Origin of the sequence: Streptomyces sp. NPDC048001, assembly GCF_043203115.1 — a bacterium.
Lineage (GTDB): Bacteria > Actinomycetota > Actinomycetes > Streptomycetales > Streptomycetaceae > Streptomyces > Streptomyces sanyensis.
The window spans coordinates 220,040-241,239 of record NZ_JBIDBN010000009.1; the positions used below are offsets into that span (position 1 = coordinate 220,040).

General features: G+C 73.2%; 19 protein-coding genes. 4 read left to right on the forward strand and 15 right to left on the reverse strand.

Annotation, left to right across the window (positions count from 1 at the left end; all coding sequences use genetic code 11):
- Positions 1–226: 226 nt before the first annotated feature.
- The gene (locus ACGF15_RS18655) at positions 227–1,873 is read left to right on the forward strand and encodes an alkaline phosphatase D family protein (protein WP_392800206.1); all 1,647 of its coding nucleotides are present in this window, start codon (positions 227–229) and stop codon (positions 1,871–1,873) included.
- A gap of 254 nt (positions 1,874–2,127) precedes the next feature.
- Here the strand turns inward: ACGF15_RS18655 and ACGF15_RS18660 are convergent, their stop codons facing one another.
- Positions 2,128–2,697: a dienelactone hydrolase family protein gene (locus ACGF15_RS18660; protein WP_392800209.1), complete on the reverse strand. Its 570-nt coding sequence runs from the start codon at positions 2,695–2,697 to the stop codon at positions 2,128–2,130.
- 75 nt (positions 2,698–2,772) lie between these two features.
- Here ACGF15_RS18660 and ACGF15_RS18665 point away from each other — a divergent pair, with 75 nt between their 5' ends.
- Entirely contained in the window at positions 2,773–3,885 is a 1,113-nt protein-coding gene (locus ACGF15_RS18665) for a mechanosensitive ion channel domain-containing protein (protein ID WP_345614643.1), read from the forward strand.
- A 113-nt stretch (positions 3,886–3,998) separates the two neighbouring features.
- On the opposite strand, the gene ACGF15_RS18670 is transcribed toward ACGF15_RS18665, so the two are convergent.
- From ACGF15_RS18670 to ACGF15_RS18690, 5 genes are all read right to left on the reverse strand, one after another.
- Positions 3,999–5,585 (reverse strand): Na+/H+ antiporter, encoded by a 1,587-nt coding sequence (locus ACGF15_RS18670; protein WP_392800213.1) that lies wholly within the window; start codon positions 5,583–5,585, stop codon positions 3,999–4,001.
- 134 nt (positions 5,586–5,719) lie between these two features.
- Positions 5,720–6,199, reverse strand: coding sequence for a GNAT family N-acetyltransferase (locus ACGF15_RS18675; RefSeq protein WP_392800216.1), 480 nt, complete (start codon positions 6,197–6,199; stop codon positions 5,720–5,722).
- Positions 6,196–7,137, reverse strand: coding sequence for an RluA family pseudouridine synthase (locus ACGF15_RS18680; protein ID WP_256526316.1), 942 nt, complete (start codon positions 7,135–7,137; stop codon positions 6,196–6,198). Before ACGF15_RS18680 ends, ACGF15_RS18675 begins: the two co-directional genes overlap by 4 nt.
- Positions 7,138–7,154: 17 nt before the next feature.
- The gene (gene lspA, locus ACGF15_RS18685; RefSeq protein WP_345614640.1) at positions 7,155–7,715 is read right to left on the reverse strand and encodes a signal peptidase II; all 561 of its coding nucleotides are present in this window, start codon (positions 7,713–7,715) and stop codon (positions 7,155–7,157) included.
- Between the two features lie 72 nt (positions 7,716–7,787).
- A complete protein-coding gene (locus ACGF15_RS18690) occupies positions 7,788–8,225 on the reverse strand; it encodes a TraR/DksA family transcriptional regulator (RefSeq protein ID WP_392800220.1) in 438 nt (145 codons plus the stop codon).
- Between ACGF15_RS18690 and ACGF15_RS18695 the strand changes: the two genes are divergently transcribed.
- A complete protein-coding gene (locus ACGF15_RS18695; RefSeq protein WP_392800223.1) occupies positions 8,212–8,586 on the forward strand; it encodes a hypothetical protein in 375 nt (124 codons plus the stop codon). The genes ACGF15_RS18690 and ACGF15_RS18695 overlap by 14 nt on opposite strands.
- Positions 8,587–9,160: 574 nt before the next feature.
- Positions 9,161–12,298, forward strand: coding sequence for an isoleucine--tRNA ligase (ileS, locus tag ACGF15_RS18700; protein WP_345614638.1), 3,138 nt, complete (start codon positions 9,161–9,163; stop codon positions 12,296–12,298).
- Positions 12,299–12,578: 280 nt separating this feature from the next.
- Here the strand turns inward: ileS and ACGF15_RS18705 are convergent, their stop codons facing one another.
- The 9 genes from ACGF15_RS18705 to ftsW form a co-directional block, all read right to left on the reverse strand.
- On the reverse strand, positions 12,579–13,682 hold the full coding sequence (locus ACGF15_RS18705; RefSeq protein WP_345614637.1) for a DivIVA domain-containing protein: 1,104 nt from the start codon (positions 13,680–13,682) through the stop codon (positions 12,579–12,581).
- 55 nt (positions 13,683–13,737) lie between these two features.
- Positions 13,738–14,028: a YggT family protein gene (locus ACGF15_RS18710; RefSeq protein ID WP_256526311.1), complete on the reverse strand. Its 291-nt coding sequence runs from the start codon at positions 14,026–14,028 to the stop codon at positions 13,738–13,740.
- A 70-nt stretch (positions 14,029–14,098) separates the two neighbouring features.
- A complete protein-coding gene (locus ACGF15_RS18715; RefSeq protein WP_345614636.1) occupies positions 14,099–14,704 on the reverse strand; it encodes a cell division protein SepF in 606 nt (201 codons plus the stop codon).
- A gap of 124 nt (positions 14,705–14,828) precedes the next feature.
- The gene (locus ACGF15_RS18720) at positions 14,829–15,551 is read right to left on the reverse strand and encodes a YggS family pyridoxal phosphate-dependent enzyme (RefSeq protein ID WP_345614635.1); all 723 of its coding nucleotides are present in this window, start codon (positions 15,549–15,551) and stop codon (positions 14,829–14,831) included.
- Positions 15,548–16,297 carry a peptidoglycan editing factor PgeF gene (pgeF, locus tag ACGF15_RS18725; RefSeq protein WP_345614634.1) on the reverse strand — a complete coding sequence of 250 codons (750 nt, stop codon included), beginning with the start codon at positions 16,295–16,297 and terminating at the stop codon, positions 15,548–15,550. Before pgeF ends, ACGF15_RS18720 begins: the two co-directional genes overlap by 4 nt.
- A complete protein-coding gene (gene ftsZ, locus ACGF15_RS18730) occupies positions 16,294–17,502 on the reverse strand; it encodes a cell division protein FtsZ (protein WP_392800230.1) in 1,209 nt (402 codons plus the stop codon). Before ftsZ ends, pgeF begins: the two co-directional genes overlap by 4 nt.
- A gap of 288 nt (positions 17,503–17,790) precedes the next feature.
- The gene (locus ACGF15_RS18735) at positions 17,791–18,603 is read right to left on the reverse strand and encodes a cell division protein FtsQ/DivIB (RefSeq protein ID WP_392800233.1); all 813 of its coding nucleotides are present in this window, start codon (positions 18,601–18,603) and stop codon (positions 17,791–17,793) included.
- 13 nt (positions 18,604–18,616) lie between these two features.
- The gene (gene murG, locus ACGF15_RS18740) at positions 18,617–19,711 is read right to left on the reverse strand and encodes an undecaprenyldiphospho-muramoylpentapeptide beta-N-acetylglucosaminyltransferase (protein ID WP_345614631.1); all 1,095 of its coding nucleotides are present in this window, start codon (positions 19,709–19,711) and stop codon (positions 18,617–18,619) included.
- Positions 19,712–19,717: 6 nt separating this feature from the next.
- On the reverse strand, positions 19,718–21,169 hold the full coding sequence (gene ftsW, locus ACGF15_RS18745; protein WP_362605971.1) for a putative lipid II flippase FtsW: 1,452 nt from the start codon (positions 21,167–21,169) through the stop codon (positions 19,718–19,720).
- Positions 21,170–21,200 lie beyond the last annotated feature (31 nt).

Below are 21,200 nucleotides of genomic sequence, written 5' to 3' on the forward strand. Positions count from 1 at the left end.
GGGGTGGCCGCCGGCCCTTGGCGCGTCCGCGCGCGGACCGGGCCCGGCGGGGAGCCCGCCCGGGGCGCCCGGGGTGCTCCCGGCCGGGGAGGCAGGGAGGCGGGGAGACGGGGAGACGGGGAAACGGGACGGCCCGGGAACGCCGGGGGCACCGCGGCACGACGGCACGAGAAACTTTCGGTTTTCGGCCAGACATTCGGCCTACTCGTCAGTAGTCTGATCGGCCGTGACCAGTCGACTCTTCTCAACTCCCAGCCGCCGTACGGTCGTCAAGGCCGCCGCCGCGACCGCCGCCGCCTTCCCCGCCGCCGCTGCCGCCGCGGGCTCCGCCACCGCCGCGGACACCCGGCCCGCCTTCCTCCACGGTGTCGCCTCCGGCGATCCGCTGCCCGACGGCGTCCTGCTGTGGACGCGTGTGACACCAGGCCCGGACGCCGTGCCCGGGTCGGGCAGAGGCGCCGACACCGCGGTCGCCTGGGAGGTGGCCGAGGACCGCGGGTTCACCCGGATCGCCGCCCGCGGCTCCTACACCGCCCGCGCGGCCTTCGACCACACCGTCAAGGTGGACGTACGCGGGCTGCGCCCGGCCACCGACTACCACTTCCGCTTCACCGCGGGAGACGTCCGCTCCCCCGCCGGGCGCACCCGCACCGCCCCCGCCCCCGACTCCTCCGGCCCCGGCATCCGCTTCGGCGTGGTCTCCTGCGCCAACTGGGAGGCCGGCTGGTTCTCCGCCTACCGGCACCTGGCCGCACGCTCCGACCTGGACGCGGTACTGCACCTGGGCGACTACCTGTACGAGTACGGCTCGGGCTCCTACCCCTCCGAGAAGTACACGGTGCGGCCGCACGAGCCCCGGCACGAGATCCTCACCCTCGCCGACTACCGGCTCCGGCACGCGACCTACAAGACCGACACCGACCTCCAGGCGCTGCACGCCGCCCACCCCGTGGTCGCCATCTGGGACGACCACGAGATCGCCAACGACGCCTGGTCGGGAGGGGCGGAGAACCACACCCCCGGCACCGAGGGCGACTACGCGGCCCGCGTGGCGGCGGCCAAGCAGGCCTACTTCGAGTGGATGCCCGTACGCACCTCCACCGAGGGCACCGTCTACCGCCGCCTGCGCTTCGGCCGCCTGGCCGACCTGCACCTGCTGGACCTGCGCTCCTTCCGCTCCCAGCAGGCCGGCGTCGGCAGCGGCGAGGTCGACGACCCGGACCGCACCATCACCGGACGCGCCCAACTGGACTGGCTGAAGGCCGGCCTGACCGCCTCCGACGCCCGCTGGCAGCTGGTCGGCACCTCGGTGATGATCTCCCCGGTGGCCTTCGGCTCGATGCCCGCCCGCCTGCTGCGGCCGCTCACCGAGCTGCTGGGCCTGCCGGAGGGCGGCCTCGCCGTCAACACCGACCAGTGGGACGGCTACACCGACGACCGCAGGGAACTGCTGGCCCATCTGACGGACCGGGGCGTGGAGAACACCGTCTTCCTCACCGGCGACATCCACATGGCCTGGGCCAACGACGTCCCCGTGCGGGCCTCGACCTACCCGCTGTCCCGCTCCGCGGCGACGGAGTTCGTGGTCACCTCGGTGACCTCGGACAACCTGGACGACCTGCTCCACGTGGCCCCGAACACCCTGTCCCTGGTGGCGGAGACCGCGGTCAAGGCCGCCAACCGCCATGTGAGATGGGTGGACATGGACGCCCACGGCTACGGGGTGCTGGACGTCACCGCCGAGCGCACGCAGATGGACTACTACACGGTCTCCGACCGGACCCGCAAGGACGCCACCACGGCGTGGGCGCGCTCGTACCGCACCCGCAGCGGCACCCAGAAGGTGGAGCGGGTGAACGCGCCGGTGCGGTAGGCCCCGCGCGCACGGCGGACGCCTCGCGCCGCCCCCGTCGTGAAGACCGCGGCGGACCCCCTCGCGCCCGCCCCCGTCGTGAAGACCGCGGCGGACCCCCTCGCGCCCGCCCCCGTCGTCGAGGACCGGGGCGGGCGCACCGCGTCCCGGCCCGGCGGCGGCACCGGGCGCCCCCGCCGCGTGGCGTCGGCCACCCGGGCGGAGTGAGCCTTCTCACGGGGAGCGTCGGGCGCGACCCGCCGGCCGGGCCGGTCTCACAGGGTGCCGAGGAAGCCCAGCGCCACCCGCCAGGTCCGCTCGGCCGCCTCCGCGTCCCAGTCGTCCAGCCCCTGGTCGGTGAAGAGGTGGCCCGCCCCGGGGTGGCGGTGGACCTCCACGTCCGCTCCGGCCCGGAGCATCCGCAGGTACCAGGCGTTGAGCCAGTCCTCCGACTCGAAGGGGTCCGGCTCGGCCAGGTGCAGCTGCACCGGCAGGTCCTCGGGCGCGACCGTGCCGGGCACATCCGAGGTACCGTGCAGGAGCAGCAGGCCGCGGGCCTTCTCGTCGGCCAGGGCCACGTCCTGGGCGAGGGCGGCGCCCAGCGAGAACCCCGCGTAGACGAGGCCCGCCTCCGAGAGGGGTGCCGCGGCGAGGGCGGCGCGGCGCAGCAACTCGTCCCTGCCGATGCCCTCCATGAGCGCCCGGCCCTCCTCGGTGGACCCGGCGGTTTGCCCGTCGAAGAGGTCGGGCACGCGCACCTCGTGCCCGGCGGCCCTCAGGCGGTCCGCGGCCGCGTGCACCGCCGGCCGCAGGCCGTACGTGGAGTGGAGGAGCAGGATGTTCATCCCGACATCCTGCCAGTGACCGCCCCTGCGGCCGGCCGGGCCCACGCACCAGGAAAGACACGGAGTCAGGAAGACATGGAGAACCTACTGCGCCCGCTGGTCGTCGTCGGCGGTTCGGTGCTGCTGACGCTGCTCGTCGGCCTGGCCGTCGACCGGCTGATGCGGCGCGCCGACGACCGCCACCCCGAGACGCCCCTGTGGGGGCTGCTGCGCCGCTGCCGCACGCCCCTGCAGGCCGTGGTCCTCGGGCTGGTGCTGCGCGCCTCCTACGGCCAGATCCGGCAGCCGCTGGTGGCGGACCACCGGGCGGGCATCGACCACGTCCTGTCGCTGGTGCTGATCGCCGCGAGCGCCTGGCTGGTCCTCGGGATCGCCTCCGCGGCGGTGGAGTCGACCTACGCCCGCTACGCCGCCGCGACCCGTGACGCGGCCCGCGTCCGGCGGGTGCGCACCCAGGTGACGCTGATCATGCGCATCGTCACGGCCGTGGTGGCCGTGGTCGCGGCCGCGGCGATGCTGCTCACCTTCCCGGGCATGGAGAAGCTGGGCGCCTCGATGCTGGCCTCCGCGGGAATCGTCGGCATCGTCGCCGGTGTGGCGGCGCAGTCCACGCTCGGCAACCTGTTCGCGGGCTTCCAGATCGCCTTCGGCGACATGGTGCGCATCGGCGACACGGTGGTCGTCGACGGCGAGTGGGGCGTGGTGGACGAGGTCACGCTGACCTTCCTGACGGTGCGGACCTGGGACGAGCGGCGGATCACCATGCCCGTGTCGTACTTCACCTCCAAGCCCTTCGAGAACTGGTCCCGGGGCGGGGCCCAGATGACGGGCACGGTCTACTTCCACCTGGACCACACGGCGCCGGTGGGGCTGATGCGGGAGAAGATGCAGCGGATCCTGGAGGAGTGCCCGGCCTGGGACCGCCGCGACTGGAGCATCGCGGTGACCGACACCACGCCGACCACGATGCAGGTGCGGGCCGTGATGACGGCCAAGGACGCCAACGACATCTGGACGGCCCGCTGCACGGTGCGCGAGCAGATGGTGGCCTGGCTCCAGGAGGAGCACCCCTACGCCCTGCCCAAGGTGGCCACCGGTCCGGCCGCGGCCCGCCCCTCGGTACCCGGCCCGGCCCGGGAGCCCTCCCTCCCGGTGGAGGCGGACACCCCGCGCACCGGCCGCGGCTAGGCCGTGTCCGACGCCTGGCGCCGGCCGCCCGTCGCGCGCCAAGCGGGATGTGTCGGACACGACCGGGCGGCCGAGCACGGCCCGCCCCGCGGCCCGTCCGCCGAGGGGGCGGGTCAGTGCAGGCTGCGGACGTCCAGCCGGTGCAGCACCCGGTCCACGATCTCCGGGTCCGCTCCCGGCTCGTTGCGCGCGGAGAGCACCTCGTGGCGCGCTGCGGAGAGCATCTCCCTGCGGATGCGGGTCAGCGTCTCACGGCGCCTCACGTGTGCGGCGAACCACTCGCGCCGCTCCTCCTCCGCCACGTCGGGGCTGATCCGCGCCCCGAGGTCGTAGGCGCTGCGCATCAGCCGTTCGCTGACCTCCTCCGGCAGCTCCTCGGCCGCCTCCAGTTCCCGCAGCCTGCGGCGGGCCGCCCTGGCGGCCCTCAGCGCGAGGGCCCGCTCCAGCTCCCGCTCGGCGTCGGCGTCGGCGCGGACCCCGAGGCGGCGCACCAGCCGGGGCAGGGTCAGCCCCTGGCAGACCAGCGTGGTCATGATCACCGCGAAGGCGAGGAAGATCACGGTGTCCCGCATCGGGAACGGCGCCCCGGCGTCGGTCTCCCTCGGGATGGCCAGGGCGAGCGCCACCGAGGCCACGCCCCGCATCCCCGCCCACCAGACGACGACCGTCTCCCGCCAGCCGGTGGGCACGTCCTCGTCCACGTCCCGCCGCCGGTGCAGGCGGCTCGCGAGCCAGGAGGCCGGGAGCAGCCAGAGCAGCCGCACGCCGACGACGACCGCCACGACCACGGCGCTCCAGGCGAGGAGTTCGCCCGGGCGGCCCTCGGCGGTGCGGAAGACGTTGTGCAGTTCGAGCCCGATCAGGCCGAAGGCCACCCCCGTGACCAGGGTGTCCACCACCTCCCAGAAGGCGTTTCCGGCGAGGCGCCCCGTCACGTCGTCGGCATCGGCGGTGCGGTGGGCCAGGTGGAGGGCCGAGGTGAGGACGGCGAGCACCCCGGAACCGAGCAGTTGCTCGGCGAGGGCGTAGGCGGTGAAGGGCACCAGGAGGGTCAGCCCGGTCTGGAGGGTGGGGTCGTCCAGCAGCCCCGTCAGCTTCTCCCCGGCCCACCCGAGCACCCCGCCGACCAGCAGGGCGACCACCGCCGACAGGACCAGTTCCCCGGCCGCCCGGCCCCAGGAGAACGTGCCGCTGACCACCGCCGCGACGGCCACGTGGTAGACCACGATCGCCGTGACGTCGTTGAACAGTCCCTCGCCCTCCATGATCGACACCAGTCTGCGCGGCAGCCCGAGGGAGCCGGCGACCGCGGTGGCGGCGACCGGGTCGGGCGGGGCGATCAGCGCTCCGAGGACGACCGCGGCCGCGAGCGGCAGACCGGGGACGACGGCGTGGGCGACGGCCGCCACGGCCGCGGTGGTGACCAGGACCAGCGCCACGGCGAGCAGCAGGATCGGGCGGGCGTTGGCGGCGAACTGCCGCCACGAGGTGCGCTGCACCGCCGCGTAGAGCAGCGGGGGCAGCACCAGCGGGAGGATGAGGTCCGGGGGGACGTCGATGTCGGGGACGAAGGGCAGCACCGCGAGGACGGCGCCGAGCAGGGTCATCAGCACCGGCGGGGGCAGCCCGGCCCGGCGGCCGAGCGGGACCGTGACCACGGCGCCGAGCAACAGCGTGAACAGCAGCGCCAGTTGGTCCACGGCGTGGCCTTTCGGACGTGCGAACCTCGTGGATCGAGGTCAACACCCTGCCACGGGCGCCGGCAGCCGCGGCGGCGCCGTGCCGACCGGGTGGGCGCCGGTGTCCGGGCGCGGCGCACGGGCCGCCGGGCCCGTCAGGTCCGAAGGGCGCGCCGCATCGAGCGGTGGGGGATGCCCGCGTCCGGGAACTCGGCGCCGTAGGCCCGGTAGCCCAGGCGCTCGTAGAACCCCAGGGCGTGGGTCTGGGCGTGCAGGTCGACCGCCGCGAGGCCCAGCGCGCGGGCCGCGTCCTCGACGGCGCGCACCAGAGCGGCGCCCACGCCCAGTCCGCGGGCGGACCGGGTCACGGCCAGCCGCCCCAGCGCACCGACGCCCGGGTCGCCGCCGGTCCGGGAGGCGGCGGCGGGACCGTGGAGCAGCCGCCCGGTACCCAGCGGGGTGCCGTCCGCACGGACCGCGAGCACATGGACGGTGGCCGCGTCCTCGGCGTCGTGCGCGTCGTACTCGATCTCCTCCGGGACCCGCTGCTCGGTGACGAAGACCTCCCTGCGGACCGCGAAGCAGGCAGCCCGGTCCGCGGGCCCGGCGGCGGGTCGCACGGTCCAGGCGCTCACGCGCTCTCCGCCGCGATGACGTCCAGGGCCTTGCGGAGGTCGTCGGGGTAGGCGCTCTCGTACTCGACCCAGCGCCCGTCCGAGGGGTGCTCGAAGCCGAGGCGCACGGCGTGGAGCCACTGGCGGGTGAGCCCCAGCCGCGCCGCCAGCCGGGGGTCGGCGCCGTAGGTGAGGTCCCCCACGCAGGGGTGCCGGTGGGCGGCCATGTGCACCCGGATCTGGTGGGTGCGGCCCGTCTCCAGCTTGATGTCCAGCAGGGAGGAGCCGCGGAAGGCCTCGATGAGGTCGTAGTGGGTGACCGAGGGCTTGCCCTCGGCGGTGACCGCCCACTTGTAGTCGAGGGTGGGGTGGCGGCCGATCGGGGCGTCGATGGTGCCGCTCATCGGGTCGGGGTGCCCCTGCACCAGGGCGTGGTAGCGCTTGTCGACGGTGCGGTCCCGGAACTGCTGCTTGAGCAGGGTGTAGGCGCGCTCCGACTTGGCCACCACCATCAGCCCGGAGGTGCCGACGTCGAGGCGGTGCACGATCCCCTGGCGCTCGGCGGCACCGGAGGTGGAGATGCGGTACCCGGCGGCGGCGAGGCCCCCGATCACGGTGGTGCCCGTCCAGCCGGGGCTCGGGTGCGCGGCCACGCCCACCGGCTTGACGATGACGACGATGTCCTCGTCGTCGTGGACGATCTCCATGCCCTCGACCGGCTCGGCGACGATCTGCACCGGGGCCGGGGCCTGGGGCATCTCGACCTCCAGCCACGCACCGCCGCGGACCCGCTCCGACTTGCCGACCACCGCGCCGTCGACCAGCACCTTGCCCGCGGCGGCGAGCTCGGCCGCCTTGGTGCGGGAGAAGCCGAACATGCGGGAGATGGCGGCGTCGACGCGCTCGCCCTCCAGGCCGTCGGGTACGGGCAGGGTGCGGATCTCGGGAAGCGTACTCACCCGTCGAGTATGCCTTGTCAGTCCTTGTGGACCGTCCCGTCGGGGTCCAGGCCCCGGAAGGACAGCAGCACGATCAGCACGCCGCCGCACACGATGGCGGAGTCGGCCAGGTTGAACACCGCGAAGTGCGCGGGCGCGATGAAGTCGACGACCGCCCCCTCGAAGACGCCCGGGGACCGGAAGATCCGGTCGGTGAGGTTGCCCAGCGCCCCGCCGAGGAGCAGCCCGAGGGCGATGGCCCAGGGCAGGCTGTAGAGCTTGCGGGCCAGGCGGATGATCACCACGATGACGGCCGCGGCGATGAAGGTGAACACGAAGGTGAACGCCTCGCCCATGCCGAAGGCGGCGCCGGGGTTGCGCACCGCCTGGAAGGTGAGCAGGTCGCCGACGACCTGGATCGGCTCGCGGTGCTCCAGCTTCTCCACGACGATGATCTTGCTCACGAGATCGAGCACATAGGCCGCGACGGCCACGGCGAACAGCGCGACGATCCGGCGCCTGCCCCGGGGCTGCTCGGCCGGTGCCGTCCCGTCGTCGTCAACGTCCGGCGTACCGATGGTGCGCTCCGCCTCTGCCACGTGTGTCCCTCAACCTAGGTGCCGACCAGGGCGACACGCCCTGGGTCGAGGGTACGACACGCGTTCCCGGCGTCAGCCGCGCCGTTCCTGCTTCTGCTTGCACTCCACGCACAGGGTCGCGCGCGGGAAGGCCTGCATGCGGGCCTTGCCGATGGGTTTCCCGCAGCTCTCGCAGAGCCCGTAGGTCCCCGCGTCGAGGCGCTCCAGGGCGCGCTCGGTCTGCTCCAGCATCTCCCGGGCGTTCGCCGCGAGGGCCAGCTCGTGCTCGCGGGTGATGTTCTTGGTGCCGGTGTCGGCCTCGTCGTCGCCGGCACCGTCGCCGGAGTCCCGCATGAGCCCGACCAGCGCGTTCTCGGACGAGGCGATCTCCGCGGTGAGCCGGGCGGCCTCGCCCTCCAGGTCCGCGCGCGCCTCGGTGACCTCCTCGGGGGTCCAGGGGTCCTCGCCGGGCCGCACCGCCAGCTCGTCGGGCGGCGCGGCGGCCGCCGTACGGGCGGTGGGCAGGCCCACCGCGCTTCCCGCTGCGGTCTTCTTCGTTGCCACCGTCCTGGCTCCTGTCTGCTCGGCGGCCTCGGCCGCCCCCTGGGCCGCGGGTGCGGCCTCGGCCGTCTTCCTCGCGGCCGTCTTCTTCGCCGCGGACTTCCGCGCGGGTGCGGCCTCGCCTGCGGCCGCCTTTCTCGCGGTCTTCTTCGCCGCCTTCTTCGCCGTCTTCTTCGCGGCCGTCTTCTTCGCGGCCGTCTTCTTCGCGGCCGTCTTCCCCGGCGCCGTCTTCTTCGCGGCCGCCTTCCTTGGTGCGTCCTCCCCGGCGGCCGCCTCCGGGGCGCTGCCAGGCCCCGCGGGCGCCGCGGCGGGACGGGTCGGCGCCGAGTGATCGGCGGTCTTCTTCGCCACCATGGCCGCGGCCCCTTCACATTTTGTGATCTTGCTCGCGAATCGTGCTGGGACGATAAATCGACACCGGCCCGGCGGCAACGGGGCACGCCGCCGGACGGCCAGGTACGGGTGGCGGGGCTCCGCGTCCCCCAGCGTTGTGCCCAGCTCCCCGCCCGGTAATCCGCCCCGCGGACGGCTGCCCCCCTCGGGAGACCGGCGTGCGGCATTCGGGCCAACGCCGCGCCCGCGGCGCCCCGCGGAAAACCGGGCGGCCCACGCTCCCCGCGGCCCGTACACTGGGCCCAGCGAAAGGCGTGGATGGGGACGAGTAGCGTCGTACGCAGCCATGAGCGACCCGGGGACGGTGCGAGCCCGGGGGCGAGCGCGGCGTGAAGCATCACCCCGGAGCCGCCGGAGGAAAGCCCGCGGGCGAGTAGAACCGGCCTCGCTGCCCCAATGAGGGGGCCCGGGACCGCCGTGTCCGGGGCCAAGGAGGGTGGTACCGCGGGAGCGCAGTGGATGCGGCTCTCGTCCCTCCGGACGGAAGAGGCACAGTCCGCCGGAGGAGACCGATGACGCCGCCGCAGTACCGCCAGGTACCCGCCCAGGTAGACCTGCCCGCGCTGGAGCACGCCGTGCTCGACTTCTGGCGCGAGGCCAAGATCTTCGCGAAGAGCCTGGAGCAGTCCGAGGGACGCCCCGAGTGGGTCTTCTACGAGGGCCCGCCCACCGCGAACGGCATGCCCGGCGCCCACCACATCGAGGCCCGGGTCTTCAAAGACGTCTTCCCCCGCTTCCGCACCATGCGCGGCTACCACGTGGCCCGCAAGGCGGGCTGGGACTGCCACGGCCTGCCCGTCGAGCTGGCCGTCGAGAAGGAGCTCGGCTTCTCCGGCAAGAAGGACATCGAGGCCTACGGCATCGCCGAGTTCAACGAGAAGTGCCGCGCCTCCGTCTCCCGGCACACCGACGCCTTCGCCGAGCTCACCACGCGGATGGGCTACTGGGTCGACCTCGACGAGGCCTACTGGACCCTGAACCCCGAGTACATCGACTCGGTGTGGTGGTCGCTGAAGCAGATCTTCGACAAGGGCCTGCTGGTCCAGGACCACCGGGTCGCCCCCTGGTGCCCGCGCTGCGGCACCGGGCTGTCCGACCACGAGCTGGCGCAGGGCTACGAGACCGTGGTCGACCCCTCGGTCTATGTGCGCTTCCCCCTGGTCTCCGGCCCGCTGGCCGGCGAGGCCGCGCTCGTCGTGTGGACGACCACCCCGTGGACGCTGGTGTCCAACACCGCCGTCGCCGCCCACCCCGACGTGACCTACGTGGTGGCGACCGACGGCACGGAGCGGCTGCTCGTCGCCGAACCGCTGCTGGAGAAGGCCCTCGGCGAGGGCTGGGAGGCCACCGGGCAGCGCTTCACGGGCGCCGAGATGGAGCGCTGGGAGTACCGGCGCCCCTTCGAGCTCGTGGACTTCCCCGAGAAGGCGCACTTCGTGGTCAACGCGGACTACGTGACCACCGGGGACGGCACCGGCCTGGTGCACCAGGCACCCGCCTTCGGTGAGGACGACCTCAGGGTGTGCCGGGCCTACGGGCTCCCCGTGGTGAACCCCGTCCGCGCGGACGGCACCTTCGAGGAGTCGGTCGGCCTGGTGGGCGGCCAGTTCTTCAAGAAGGCCGACGAGGCGCTCACCGAGGACCTGGACGCCCGCGGCCTGCTGTTCCGGCACATCGCCTACGAGCACAGCTACCCGCACTGCTGGCGGTGCCACACGGCGCTGCTGTACTACGCGCAGCCGTCCTGGTACATCCGCACCACCGCGGTCAAGGACCGCCTCCTGGAGGAGAACCGGGCGACCAACTGGTTCCCGGACTCCGTCAAGGAGGGCCGCTTCGGCGACTGGCTGAACAACAACATCGACTGGGCGCTCTCGCGCAACCGCTACTGGGGCACGCCGCTGCCGGTCTGGCGCTGCGAGGACGACCACCTGACCGTCGTCGGCTCCCGGGCGGAGCTGGGCGGGCTGGCCGGCCGCGACCTGTCGGACGTCGACCCGCACCGCCCGTTCATCGACGAGGTCACCTTCGACTGCCCGCAGTGCGCGAGGACGGCCACCCGCGTCCCCGAGGTCATCGACTGCTGGTACGACGCCGGGTCGATGCCCTTCGCGCAGTGGGGCTACCCCTACAAGAACAAGGAGCTGTTCGAGAAGCGCTTCCCCGCGCAGTTCATCTCGGAGGCCATCGACCAGACCCGCGGCTGGTTCTACACCCTCATGGCCATCGGCACCCTGGTCTTCGACAAGTCGCCGTACGAGAACGTCGTCTGCCTGGGCCACATCCTGGCCGAGGACGGCCGGAAGATGTCCAAGCACCTGGGCAACATCCTCCAGCCCATCCCGCTCATGGACCAGCACGGCGCCGACGCGGTCCGCTGGTTCATGGCGGCCGGCGGCTCGCCCTGGGCGGCGCGCCGGGTCGGTCACAGCACCATCCAGGAGGTGGTGCGCAAGACGCTGCTCACCTACTGGAACACGGTCGCCTTCCAGGCCCTGTACGCCCGCACCGCGGGCTGGGCGCCCTCGGAGGCCGACCCCGCCCCGGGTGAGCGCACCGTCCTGGACCGCTGGCTGCTGAGCGAACTGCACACACTGGTGGACCAGGTCACGAAGGCCATGGAGTCCTACGACACCCAGCGGGCCGGCAAGCTGCTCTCCGCCTTCGTCGACGACCTGTCGAACTGGTACGTGCGCCGCTCCCGCCGCCGCTTCTGGCAGGGCGACCGGGCCGCCCTGCGCACCCTGCACGACGTGGTGGAGACCGTGACCCGGCTCATGGCCCCGGTGACGCCGTTCATCACCGAACGCGTCTGGCAGGACCTGGTCGTCCCGGTCGCCCCGGACGCCCCGGAGTCGGTGCACCTGTCGGCCTGGCCGACCGCGGACCCCGGCGCCGTCGACCCGGAGCTCTCCCGGCAGATGGCCCTGGTGCGGCGGCTCGTGGAGCTGGGGCGCGCGACCCGGGCGGAGTCGGGCGTCAAGACCCGCCAGCCGCTGTCGCGGGCGCTGGTGGCGGCGGCCGGCTTCGAGACGCTCTCCCCGGAGCTGCGCGCGCAGATCACCGAGGAGCTGAACGTCACCTCGCTGGCCGCGCTCTCCGAGGTCGGGGGCTCGCTGGTGGACACCACCGCGAAGGCCAACTTCCGGGCGCTCGGCAAGCGCTTCGGCAAGGGCGTGCAGGAGGTCGCCAAGGCCGTGGCGGCGGCGGACGCCGCGGCGCTCGCGCTCGCACTGCGCTCCGGGGAGGCGAGCCTGGAGGTGGGCGGCGAGACGATCGCGCTCTCCCCCGAGGAGGTCATCATCACGGAGACGCCCCGCGAGGGCTGGTCCGTGGCCTCCGACGCGGGCGCGACGGTCGCCCTCGACCTGGAGATCACGCCCGGGCTGCGCCGCGCCGGCCTCGCGCGCGACGCCATCCGCCTGATCCAGGAGGCCCGCAAGAACAGCGGCCTGGACGTGGCGGACCGGATCGCGCTGCGGTGGACCTCGACGGACGCCGAGGTCGCCTCGGCGCTGGCGGAGCACGCGGAGCTGATCGCGGACGAGGTGCTGGCCACCGACTTCGCGACCGGCGACGGCGACGAGGGCTTCGGCGCGGCCTTCCGGGACGAGGGCCTCGGCCTGGCCTTCCGCCTCCGCAGGGCCTGACCCGCTCCCCGAGGGCCCGGACGCCTCCGCGTCCGGGCCCTCGGCGCGTCCTGGCACCCGGTCCGGCGTCCGCGCGGTCCGGTCCGCCCCCCCGCCGGGCGCTGGGCAGCCGCGTCCGCCGCGCCGGGTTCGACGGGCCGGGCGCGGCGGGCCGGGCGCGGCGGACACGGCGGCGGTGAAGCGCCAAAGGAAAAGGACCGGGCCCGGGGTGCTGGTGTGCACCCCGGGCCCGGTCCCGCTGTCTGCCGACGGCTCTACGCGCGCTGCGCGCCCGGGCCGGTCAGTTGTCGTCCTCGTCGATCAGGAAACCGCGCATCGGCGAGGGAGCCTGCTGCATCGGCTGCGGCGCCTGCGGTCGCACCGGTGCCATCGGCTGGGTCATCGCCGGGGACATCTGCTGCTGGCCGCCGTAGGACGGACCGGAGGAGGACGGGCCGCCGTGGCCGCCCATCGGCTGGTTGCCGCCGTAGGACGGGGCGCTCGCACCGGCCGGTGCCATCGACGGCGCCGGGGACGGCGGCAGCGAGGCGGCGGCGGGAGAGCGCGGCGGGGCGAGGGAGTCGTCGGACTGGGTCTCCAGCTGGCGCAGCTGCGACTCCAGGTACGACTTGAGGCGGGTGCGGTACTCGCGCTCGAAGCCCCTCAGGTCCTCGACCTTGCGCTCCAGGGTGGCGCGGGCGGACTCCAGCGAGCCCATGGCCACCCGGTGCTTCTCCTGGGCGTCCCGCTCCAGGGCGTCGGCCTTGGCACGGGCGTCGCGCTCCAGGCCCTCGGCACGCGAACGGGCCTCGCCGACGATCTTGTTGGCCTCGGAGCGGGCCTCGGCGATCGCCTGGTCGGCGGTCTGCTGGGCCAGCGAGAGCACACGCGCGGCACTGTCGCCGCCGGGGCCCTGGCCGCCGCCCATCGGGCCGGGACCCTGCGGGCCGCCGTGACCGCCCATGGGGCCGCCCATCGGACCGCCCATGGGGCCGCCGCCCTGCATCGGACCGGGGCCCATGGGGCCGCCGGGACCCTGGGGGCCGCCGTGGCTGGGGCCGGCAGGCAGCTGGGGCGCGCCGCCCGGCAGCTGGGGCGGGCCCATCTGCGGAGGCTGCTGCTGCTGCGGCGGTCCGGATATGGCGGCGGGGACGGGAGCCCCGGGCCCGCCGCGCCCGTCCTGGGGCTCCGGGGGTTTGCGCATGCCCTGCTGTTGCTGGTTCTGGGCAGCCGCACGGGTCGCCGCGGCCAGCTTGGCGCGCAGGTCCTCGTTCTCGCGGAGCAGGCGGGTCAGTTCGGCTTCGACCTCGTCGAGGAAGGCATCGACCTCGTCCTCGTCATAGCCTTCTCGAAGGCGGACGGTCGTGAACTGCTTGTTCCGCACGTCCTCGGGGGTCAGCGGCATCTCTTCTTCACCTCTACGTAGTCGTCGGCAGTCGGCAGGACCGTATCGCTCACACCTAGCTCCCCACGCCGCGTACGACGGAGATCAGGATGTAGACGATGATCATCAGAACGAAGAAGGACAGGTCGAGTGCCACGCCCCCGAGACGCAACGGCGGGATGAACCGCCGAAGGAGCTTGAGCGGTGGATCGGTGACAGTGTAGGTGGCCTCCAGAACGACCACCATCGCCTTGCCGGGCTGCCATGAACGCGCGAACTGGAAGACGTAGTCCATGACCAGCCGGAAGATCAGCACGACCAGGAAGCACATCAGCGCGATGTAGATCACTTGTAGTGCGACGCCCATCCCGCGCTTCCCTCTCCCCTGGTCTCTCGTTGCCGGCCGCTTCCGGCCGGGTCGTTCCCGGTGTCTTTCCTCAGCTCTGGTTGAAGAATCCGCCCTCAGCGATGCGGGCCTTGTCCTCAGCCGTGACATCGACGTTAGCAGGCGACAACAGGAACACCTTCTGCGTCACGCGTTCAATGCTGCCATGCAGACCGAAGACGAGCCCCGCGGCAAAGTCGACAAGTCGCTTCGCATCGGTGTCGTCCATCTCCGTGAGGTTCATGATCACAGGCGTGCCCTCGCGGAAGTGTTCCCCGATGGTACGGGCCTCGTTGTAGGTCCGCGGGTGCAACGTGGTGATGCGGTAGGGCTCCCGCTCGGACACGACCTTGGGCATGATCACCGGTGCGTTCTTCTCCAGGCTCGGGCGGTCGGGTGTGATGGATGCCACGGGGGCGATACGCGCGGGGCGGGGGTTCTCGACGGGGAGGGAGACCGGCTCGCGGGGCGCCGGCGGGGCGGTGGCCCGGACCGGCTCCTCCCGCTCGACCTGCTGCGGGGGCGCGTGCCGCCGGTGCTCGCGCTCCGGCTCGGGCTCGGGTTCGAAGTCGTCATCGGGGTCGAAGCCCCGGCCGTCGTACCCATCGTCCTCCACGAGGCCGAGGTAGACCGCCATCTTGCGCATAGCGCCGGCCATTCTCTGAGTCCTCCGCTCTGTGGTGGATCGGCAATCGTCACCAAGTGCCCGTATCCACGCGGTCTGCCCGCCTTTCAGCGGTAATGACCATATTTTCTACTGTGGTCCGACTTGCTTCGCGACGTTACCCGAGCCTCGGGCGGACTCCGAGTACCGCGGTGCCGACGCGTACATGTGTCGCACCCGCCGCCACGGCCTGTTCGAGGTCCGCACTCATCCCCGCCGACACCATGTTCGCAGCCGGATGGTCGGCGCGCAGGCGGGACGACGATTCCATCAGACGCTCGAACGCGGCCTGTTGCCGTCCCGCGTAGGGGCCCCGGAGCGGCGCCACGGTCATCAGCCCGCCGAGGCGGAGCCCCGGGGAGCCGGCGACCGCGTCGGCCAACTCCGCCACACCGTCGGGCGCGACACCGCCCCGCTCCCCCTGCTGGCCGGACTCGGCGTCCAGCGCGACCTGCACCAGGCAGGTGACCTCCCGGCCGGCGCGCACGGCGGCCCCGGAGAGGGCGGTCACCAGCCGGAGCCGGTCGACGGACTGCACCGTATCGGCATAACCCGCAACGGAACGGACCTTGTTGGTCTGCAACTGGCCGACGAAATGCCAGTGGATGTCCAGGTCCGCGCAGGCGGCGGCCTTCGGCGCCGCGTCCTGGTCGCGGTTCTCCGCCATGTGGCGGACGCCGAGCCCGTGGAGGATGCGCACGTCGGATGCCGGGTAGGTCTTGGTGACCACGATCAGGGTCACCTCCTCGCGCGGACGGCCGGCCGCGGCGCAGGCGGCGGCGATCCGCTCCTCGACGCCCGCCAGGTTGGCGGCGAGCTCGGCCCTGCGGTCGTCGGTCATCGCTCTCCCCGGTCCTCGAGCCAGACGTATCCGGCGAGCCGCCCGGTGGTGCGGTCGCGCCGGTACGAGTAGTGGTCCGGCGACTCCAGGGTGCAGACCGGCGAGGCGGCCAGGTCCGCGACACCGAGCGCGGCAAGTTGGGCGTGGACCGCGGCGGTGACGTCCACGGCCGGCGTCCCCCAGCTGGTCTCGGACCAGGCCGCCGGTTCCGCTTCGGCCACATCGGACCGCATCTGCTCGGGAACCTCGTAGCAGCGACCGCATACGGCCGGTCCGGTACGGGCGATGATGCGTTCCGGTTCGGCTCCGAGCGAGCGCATCGCCGCCACGGTCGCCGGCACGACCCCGGCGACCGTGCCGGGCCGCCCGGCATGGGCCGCGCCGACCACCCCGGCCTCGGGGTCGACCAGCAGCACGGGGGTGCAGTCGGCGGTGAGCACCGCGAGCGCCAGTCCGCGCCGGGCGGTGACCAGCGCGTCGACGGCGGGGACCGGCCCCTTCGCCCAGGGCCCGTCGACGACGGCGACGTCCCTGCCGTGGACCTGGTTCATCCAGACGACCCGATCCGCGTCCAGGCCGAGGGCCCGGGCGGCGATGGACCGGTTCTCCCGTACGGCCGCGGGGTCGTCGCCGACGGCGCCGCCGAGGTTGAGCCGCTCGTACGGAGCGGCGCTCACCCCGCCCCACCGGTCGGTGAAGGCGAAGTGCGCGCCGCTCTCGTCTATGGCCTCGTGCTGCACGGTCACTTGAGGAAGTCCGGGACGTCCAGTTCCTCGGCCTGGGTGTCGTACGGACGGGCGGAGGGGACCTGCGGCGGGGCCGGGGCCTGGGCGGTGTCGCCGGCGACGGGCGCGGGCTCGGCCGGGGCGGGCGGCTCCTCGCGGACGGGCACGGTGCCCAGGCCGCCCGACGGGCGGGCCGTCTCGCTGCGTGCCGGGGCCGGGGCCGCCTCCTCGCGCTTGGCGGAGGCCGAGCCGATCACGTTCTCGCGCCGTGCCGGGGGCTGGCCCCCGTCGAAGCCGGCGGCGATGACGGTGACCCGCACCTCGTCGCCGAGCGCGTCGTCGATCACCGCGCCGAAGATGATGTTCGCCTCGGGGTGGGCCGCCTCGCTGACGAGCTGGGCGGCCTCGTTGATCTCGAACAGGCCCAGGTCGCTGCCGCCGGAGATGGAGAGCAGCACCCCGCGGGCGCCGTCGATGGACGCCTCCAGCAGCGGCGAGGAGATCGCCATCTCCGCCGCCGCCACCGCGCGGTCGTCGCCGCGGGCGGAGCCGATGCCCATCAGGGCGGACCCCGCCTCGGACATCACGGACTTGACGTCCGCGAAGTCGAGGTTGATCAGGCCGGGGGTGGTGATGAGGTCGGTGATGCCCTGGACGCCCGAGAGCAGGACCTGGTCCGCCGACTTGAAGGCGTCCAGCACGCTCACCTGGCGGTCCGAGATGGACAGCAGGCGGTCGTTGGGGATGACGATGAGGGTGTCGACCTCTTCGCGGAGCTCGGCGATGCCGTCCTCCGCCTGGTTGGCCCGCCGGCGGCCCTCGAAGGTGAAGGGGCGCGTCACGACGCCGATGGTCAGGGCGCCGAGCGAGCGGGCGATGTTGGCGACGACGGGGGCGCCGCCGGTGCCCGTTCCGCCGCCCTCACCGGCCGTGACGAAGACCATGTCGGCCCCCTTGAGGACCTCCTCGATCTCCTCGCGGTGGTCCTCTGCCGCCTTCCGGCCGACCGCCGGGTTGGCTCCGGCGCCGAGGCCGCGGGTGAGTTCGCGGCCGACGTCGAGCTTGACGTCGGCGTCGCTCATCAACAGCGCTTGCGCGTCGGTGTTGATCGCGATGAACTCGACGCCCTTGAGACCGACCTCGATCATCCGGTTGATGGCATTGACACCACCGCCGCCGACACCGATGACCTTGATGACTGCGAGGTAGTTCTGCGGTGCTGCCACGTCGAAGGCCTCTCGCCTCGAGTTACGTGTCGCCGCCTCGCGGGCTGCGGTGCGACGACTGATGTCGAATGGGGACGGACGGCCCGACCAGCTCGGCTGCCGACCCGAACCCTAAGGGTGAAGTTTAGGGTTATCAGTGTGCCTGTTCCCTGGACTCTTCCGAACAGGACACTAAGTCGGCGAGCGGCGCCCGTACAACGAACACGCCGAACCTCCCGTTTTTCTTTTCACCCTATGTGATCACGCCCCACGATGCCCAACCAGGGTGCTGGCCTGGGCAGATACCCGTCAACTCCCTGAGGAGGCAGGCGCGGTGGGCACCGTCACGTCATAGCGCCCGGCATCCGGCGCGGCCTTCAGCAGCGCGGTGAGCGCGCGGGCCTTCGCCTCGCCCTCCTCCGAACTGCCCCAGAGAACCGTGCGATCTCCGGTCAAACGCAGAGAAATATCGTCATACGAACGGACTTTGACGGCGACCAGGTCGCCCACCACGTCCTCGGGGATGCGGCTCCGGACCGCCACCGCCGCCGCCAGCAGGCGGTCCTCGCCGAACCGCGCCCGGCTCGGGGAGCGCGCGGCGTCCACCTCCAGCAGCGGGATCCCCCGGGGCGCCACCGGGACGGTGGCGAACTGCACCCCCTCGGCGTCGACTTCGGCGTACTGCGAGCCCTCGCGCAGCAGCAGGACGGCCGTGCGCTCCGTCACCTCCAGGCGGATGGCGTGCGGCCAGGAGCGCACCGCCCGAACCGAGCGGATCCGGGGCAGCTCCCGCAGCAGGCGGGCCTCCGTCCCCGCGGTGTCGACCGAGGCGAGGGGGGCGCCGATCGGCACGTCCGCCACGCGCTCGACCTCCTCGGGGGTCAGCAGCCGGGTGCCGGTGGTGCCGACCTCCCGGGTCCTCAGCCAGGGGGAGCCGTAGAGCACCCAGGCGAGCCCCGCCAGGACCGAAGCGGCGGCGACGGCGGCGACCAGCGCGCGGCGCAGGCGCCGACCGCGGCGGGCGCCGCCCTCCCGGCCGGGTGCCGGGGCCGGACCCCCGGAGCCCCCGGATCCGTCCCGGGGCTGTCGTGCACCGCGCTCGGCGGTGGTGGGTCCGGCCACGCTCCCTGCCTCCTCACGCCCGGCGGCGTGCAGCAATCGCCTCGTACACCATTCCGACGAGCAGCTCGTCGGCGTCCCGCCGCCCGAACTCGGCAGCCGCACGGGACATCTCGTACAGCCGGTGCGGATCGGCGAGCACGGGCACGACGTTGCCCTGGACCCATTCGGGGGTCAGCTCGGCGTCGTCCACCAGCAGTCCGCCGCCCGCCTTGACCACCGGCTGGGCGTTGAGCCGCTGTTCGCCGTTGCCGATCGGCAGCGGGACGTAGGCGGCGGGCAGCCCGACGGCGGAGAGCTCCGCGACGGTCATCGCGCCCGCGCGGCAGAGCATCATGTCCGCCGCGGCGTACGCGAGATCCATCCGGTCCACGTACGGTACCGGCACATAGGGCGGCATCCCGGGCATGTTGTCCACGTGCGGCAGTTCGTTCTTCGGGCCGACCGCGTGGAGGACCTGGATACCGGAGCGCTGGAGCACCGGGGCGATCTGCTGGACCACCTCGTTGAGCCGGCGGGCGCCCTGCGAACCGCCCGAGACCAGGAGGGTCGGCAGGTTGGGGTCGAGCCCGAACGCCGCCCGCGCCTCGGGGCGCACCCGCGCCCGGTCGAGCGTCGCGATGGAGTGGCGCAGCGGGATGCCGATGTAGCGCGCGTCGCGGAGCTTGCTGTCGGGGGTGGCGACGGCGACGGAGGCCGCGTACCGGGAGCCGATCTTGTTGGCCAGGCCGGGGCGGGCGTTCGCCTCGTGCACCACGATCGGCACGCCGAGGCGCTTGGCCGCCAGATAGCCGGGCAGCGCGACATAGCCTCCGAAGCCGACGACGCAGTCGGCCTTGGTGCGCTCCAGGACCTGCTCGGCGGCCTTGATGGTGCCGCGCAGCCGCCCGGGCACCGTGATCAGCTCGGGTGTGGGCTTGCGCGGCAGCGGGACGGCGGGGATGAGCGCCAGCTCGTACCCCCGCTCGGGGACGAGCCGCGTCTCCAGTCCGCGCTCCGTGCCCAGGGCCGTGATGCCCACGGTCGGGTCCTGCCTGCGCAGGGCGTCCGCGAGGGCGAGCGCGGGCTCGATGTGGCCGGCGGTCCCCCCACCGGCGAGTACGACATGCACCGAAATTCACCGCTCTCCGGACGGACGCTTCGTCATGCGCCGTCTCATCGACTTCCATCTCACGCCGGGCCTCCGGGCGGCCAGCGCCGCCTTCGCCGCCGGGTCCTGCCGGGCGAAGGCGATCAGCAGCCCGACCGCGAACATCGTCGGCAGCAGGGCCGACCCTCCGTAGGAGAACAGCGGAAGCGGGACACCGGCGATCGGCAGCAGGCCGAGCACCGCACCGATGTTGACCACGGCCTGGGCCGTGATCCAGGTGGTCACACCTCCGGCTGCGTACCTGACGAATGGGTCCTCCGTGCGTCCGGCGACGCGGATACCCGCATAGCCTAGAGCCGCGAACAGCGCGAGCACCGACAGCGTCCCCGCCAGCCCCAGTTCCTCACCGGTGACGGCGAAGATGAAGTCGGTGTGCGGTTCAGGCAGTTGGCCCCATTTTTCCACACTCGCCCCCAGGCCCGAACCGAACCATCCGCCGGAGGCAAGAGCATAGATGCCGTGCACGGCCTGCCAGCACTCGCCTCGGGGTCCCAGGTCGCTGGCGCCGATGCACTGCAGCCGGGACATCCGGGTCGGGTTCGTCCAGATCAGGACGGCACCGGCGAGCACGGCGACGCCGAGCACCCCGGCGAACAGCCGGGTGGGCGCCCCGGCGAGCCACAGCAGACCGAACAGGACCGCGGCGAGGATGATGGCCGTGCCCATGTCCCCGCCCAGCATGATCAGGCCGAGCAGCAGGAAGGCCACCGGGACCAGCGGGACCAGCAGGTGCTTCCACTGCGTCAGCAGCCGCTTGTCCTGCTTGCGGGCGAGCAGGTCCGCCCCCCACAGGATGAGTGCCAGCTTGCCGAACTCGCTGGGCTGGAGCTGGAAGGGCCCGCCGAGGTGGATCCAGTTCTGGTTGCCGTTGACCGCGTGCCCTATCCCCGGCACCTGCACCAGCACCATGAGGAAGACCGCACCCACCAGCAGCGGGTAGGACAGCGCCCGGTGCAGGGGGACCGGCATCCGCGAGGCGGCCAGCAGCAGCGCCCCGCCGATCAGTGCGGCGAGGAACTGCTTCCGGAAGAAGTACGAGGCGGGGAGCGAGTACTCCAGGGCCTGGATGATCGAGGCCGAGTAGACCATCACCAGGCCCAGCACGATGATCAGCAGGCTGCTGCCGAAGATCAGGTAATAGGAGGTCAGCGGCCGGTCCCAGCCCCTGCGCGCCCGCTCGTACAGCCCCCGCGGGCCGGGCGTCGCCCCGGGCCGGGCGGCCCGGGAGGCCGGCGGCCGGGCCGCCGTCCCCGGGCGCGAGCGCGGCAGCGGCCGGAGGGCGGAGCCCCCGGCCGGGGCCGGACGGGGTTCCGGGGCGCCGGCGCGGAGCACTCGGCGCCGGGAGGGGCCGGCCGTCGGCTCCCGGTCGCCCCCGGGAGGACCGGGGGCTGCGGTGTCCCCGTGCGGTGTGGGCGGCATGGTCGCTGTCCCTCCAGTCGGGCCCGGCGGG

Excerpts from the sequence above, each read along its gene's own strand:
- ACGF15_RS18660 (WP_392800209.1), bottom strand. The coding sequence starts at position 2,697 with ATGAACATCCTGCTCCTCCACTCCACGTACGGCCTGCGGCCGGCGGTG.
- ACGF15_RS18665 (WP_345614643.1), top strand. The coding sequence starts at position 2,773 with ATGGAGAACCTACTGCGCCCGCTGGTCGTCGTCGGCGGTTCGGTGCTG.
- ACGF15_RS18705 (WP_345614637.1), bottom strand. The coding sequence starts at position 13,682 with ATGCCGCTGACCCCCGAGGACGTGCGGAACAAGCAGTTCACGACCGTC.
- ileS (WP_345614638.1), top strand. The coding sequence starts at position 9,161 with ATGACGCCGCCGCAGTACCGCCAGGTACCCGCCCAGGTAGACCTGCCC.
- ACGF15_RS18710 (WP_256526311.1), bottom strand. The coding sequence starts at position 14,028 with ATGGGCGTCGCACTACAAGTGATCTACATCGCGCTGATGTGCTTCCTG.
- ftsW (WP_362605971.1), bottom strand. The coding sequence starts at position 21,169 with ATGCCGCCCACACCGCACGGGGACACCGCAGCCCCCGGTCCTCCCGGG.
- ACGF15_RS18715 (WP_345614636.1), bottom strand. The coding sequence starts at position 14,704 with ATGGCCGGCGCTATGCGCAAGATGGCGGTCTACCTCGGCCTCGTGGAG.
- ACGF15_RS18720 (WP_345614635.1), bottom strand. The coding sequence starts at position 15,551 with ATGACCGACGACCGCAGGGCCGAGCTCGCCGCCAACCTGGCGGGCGTC.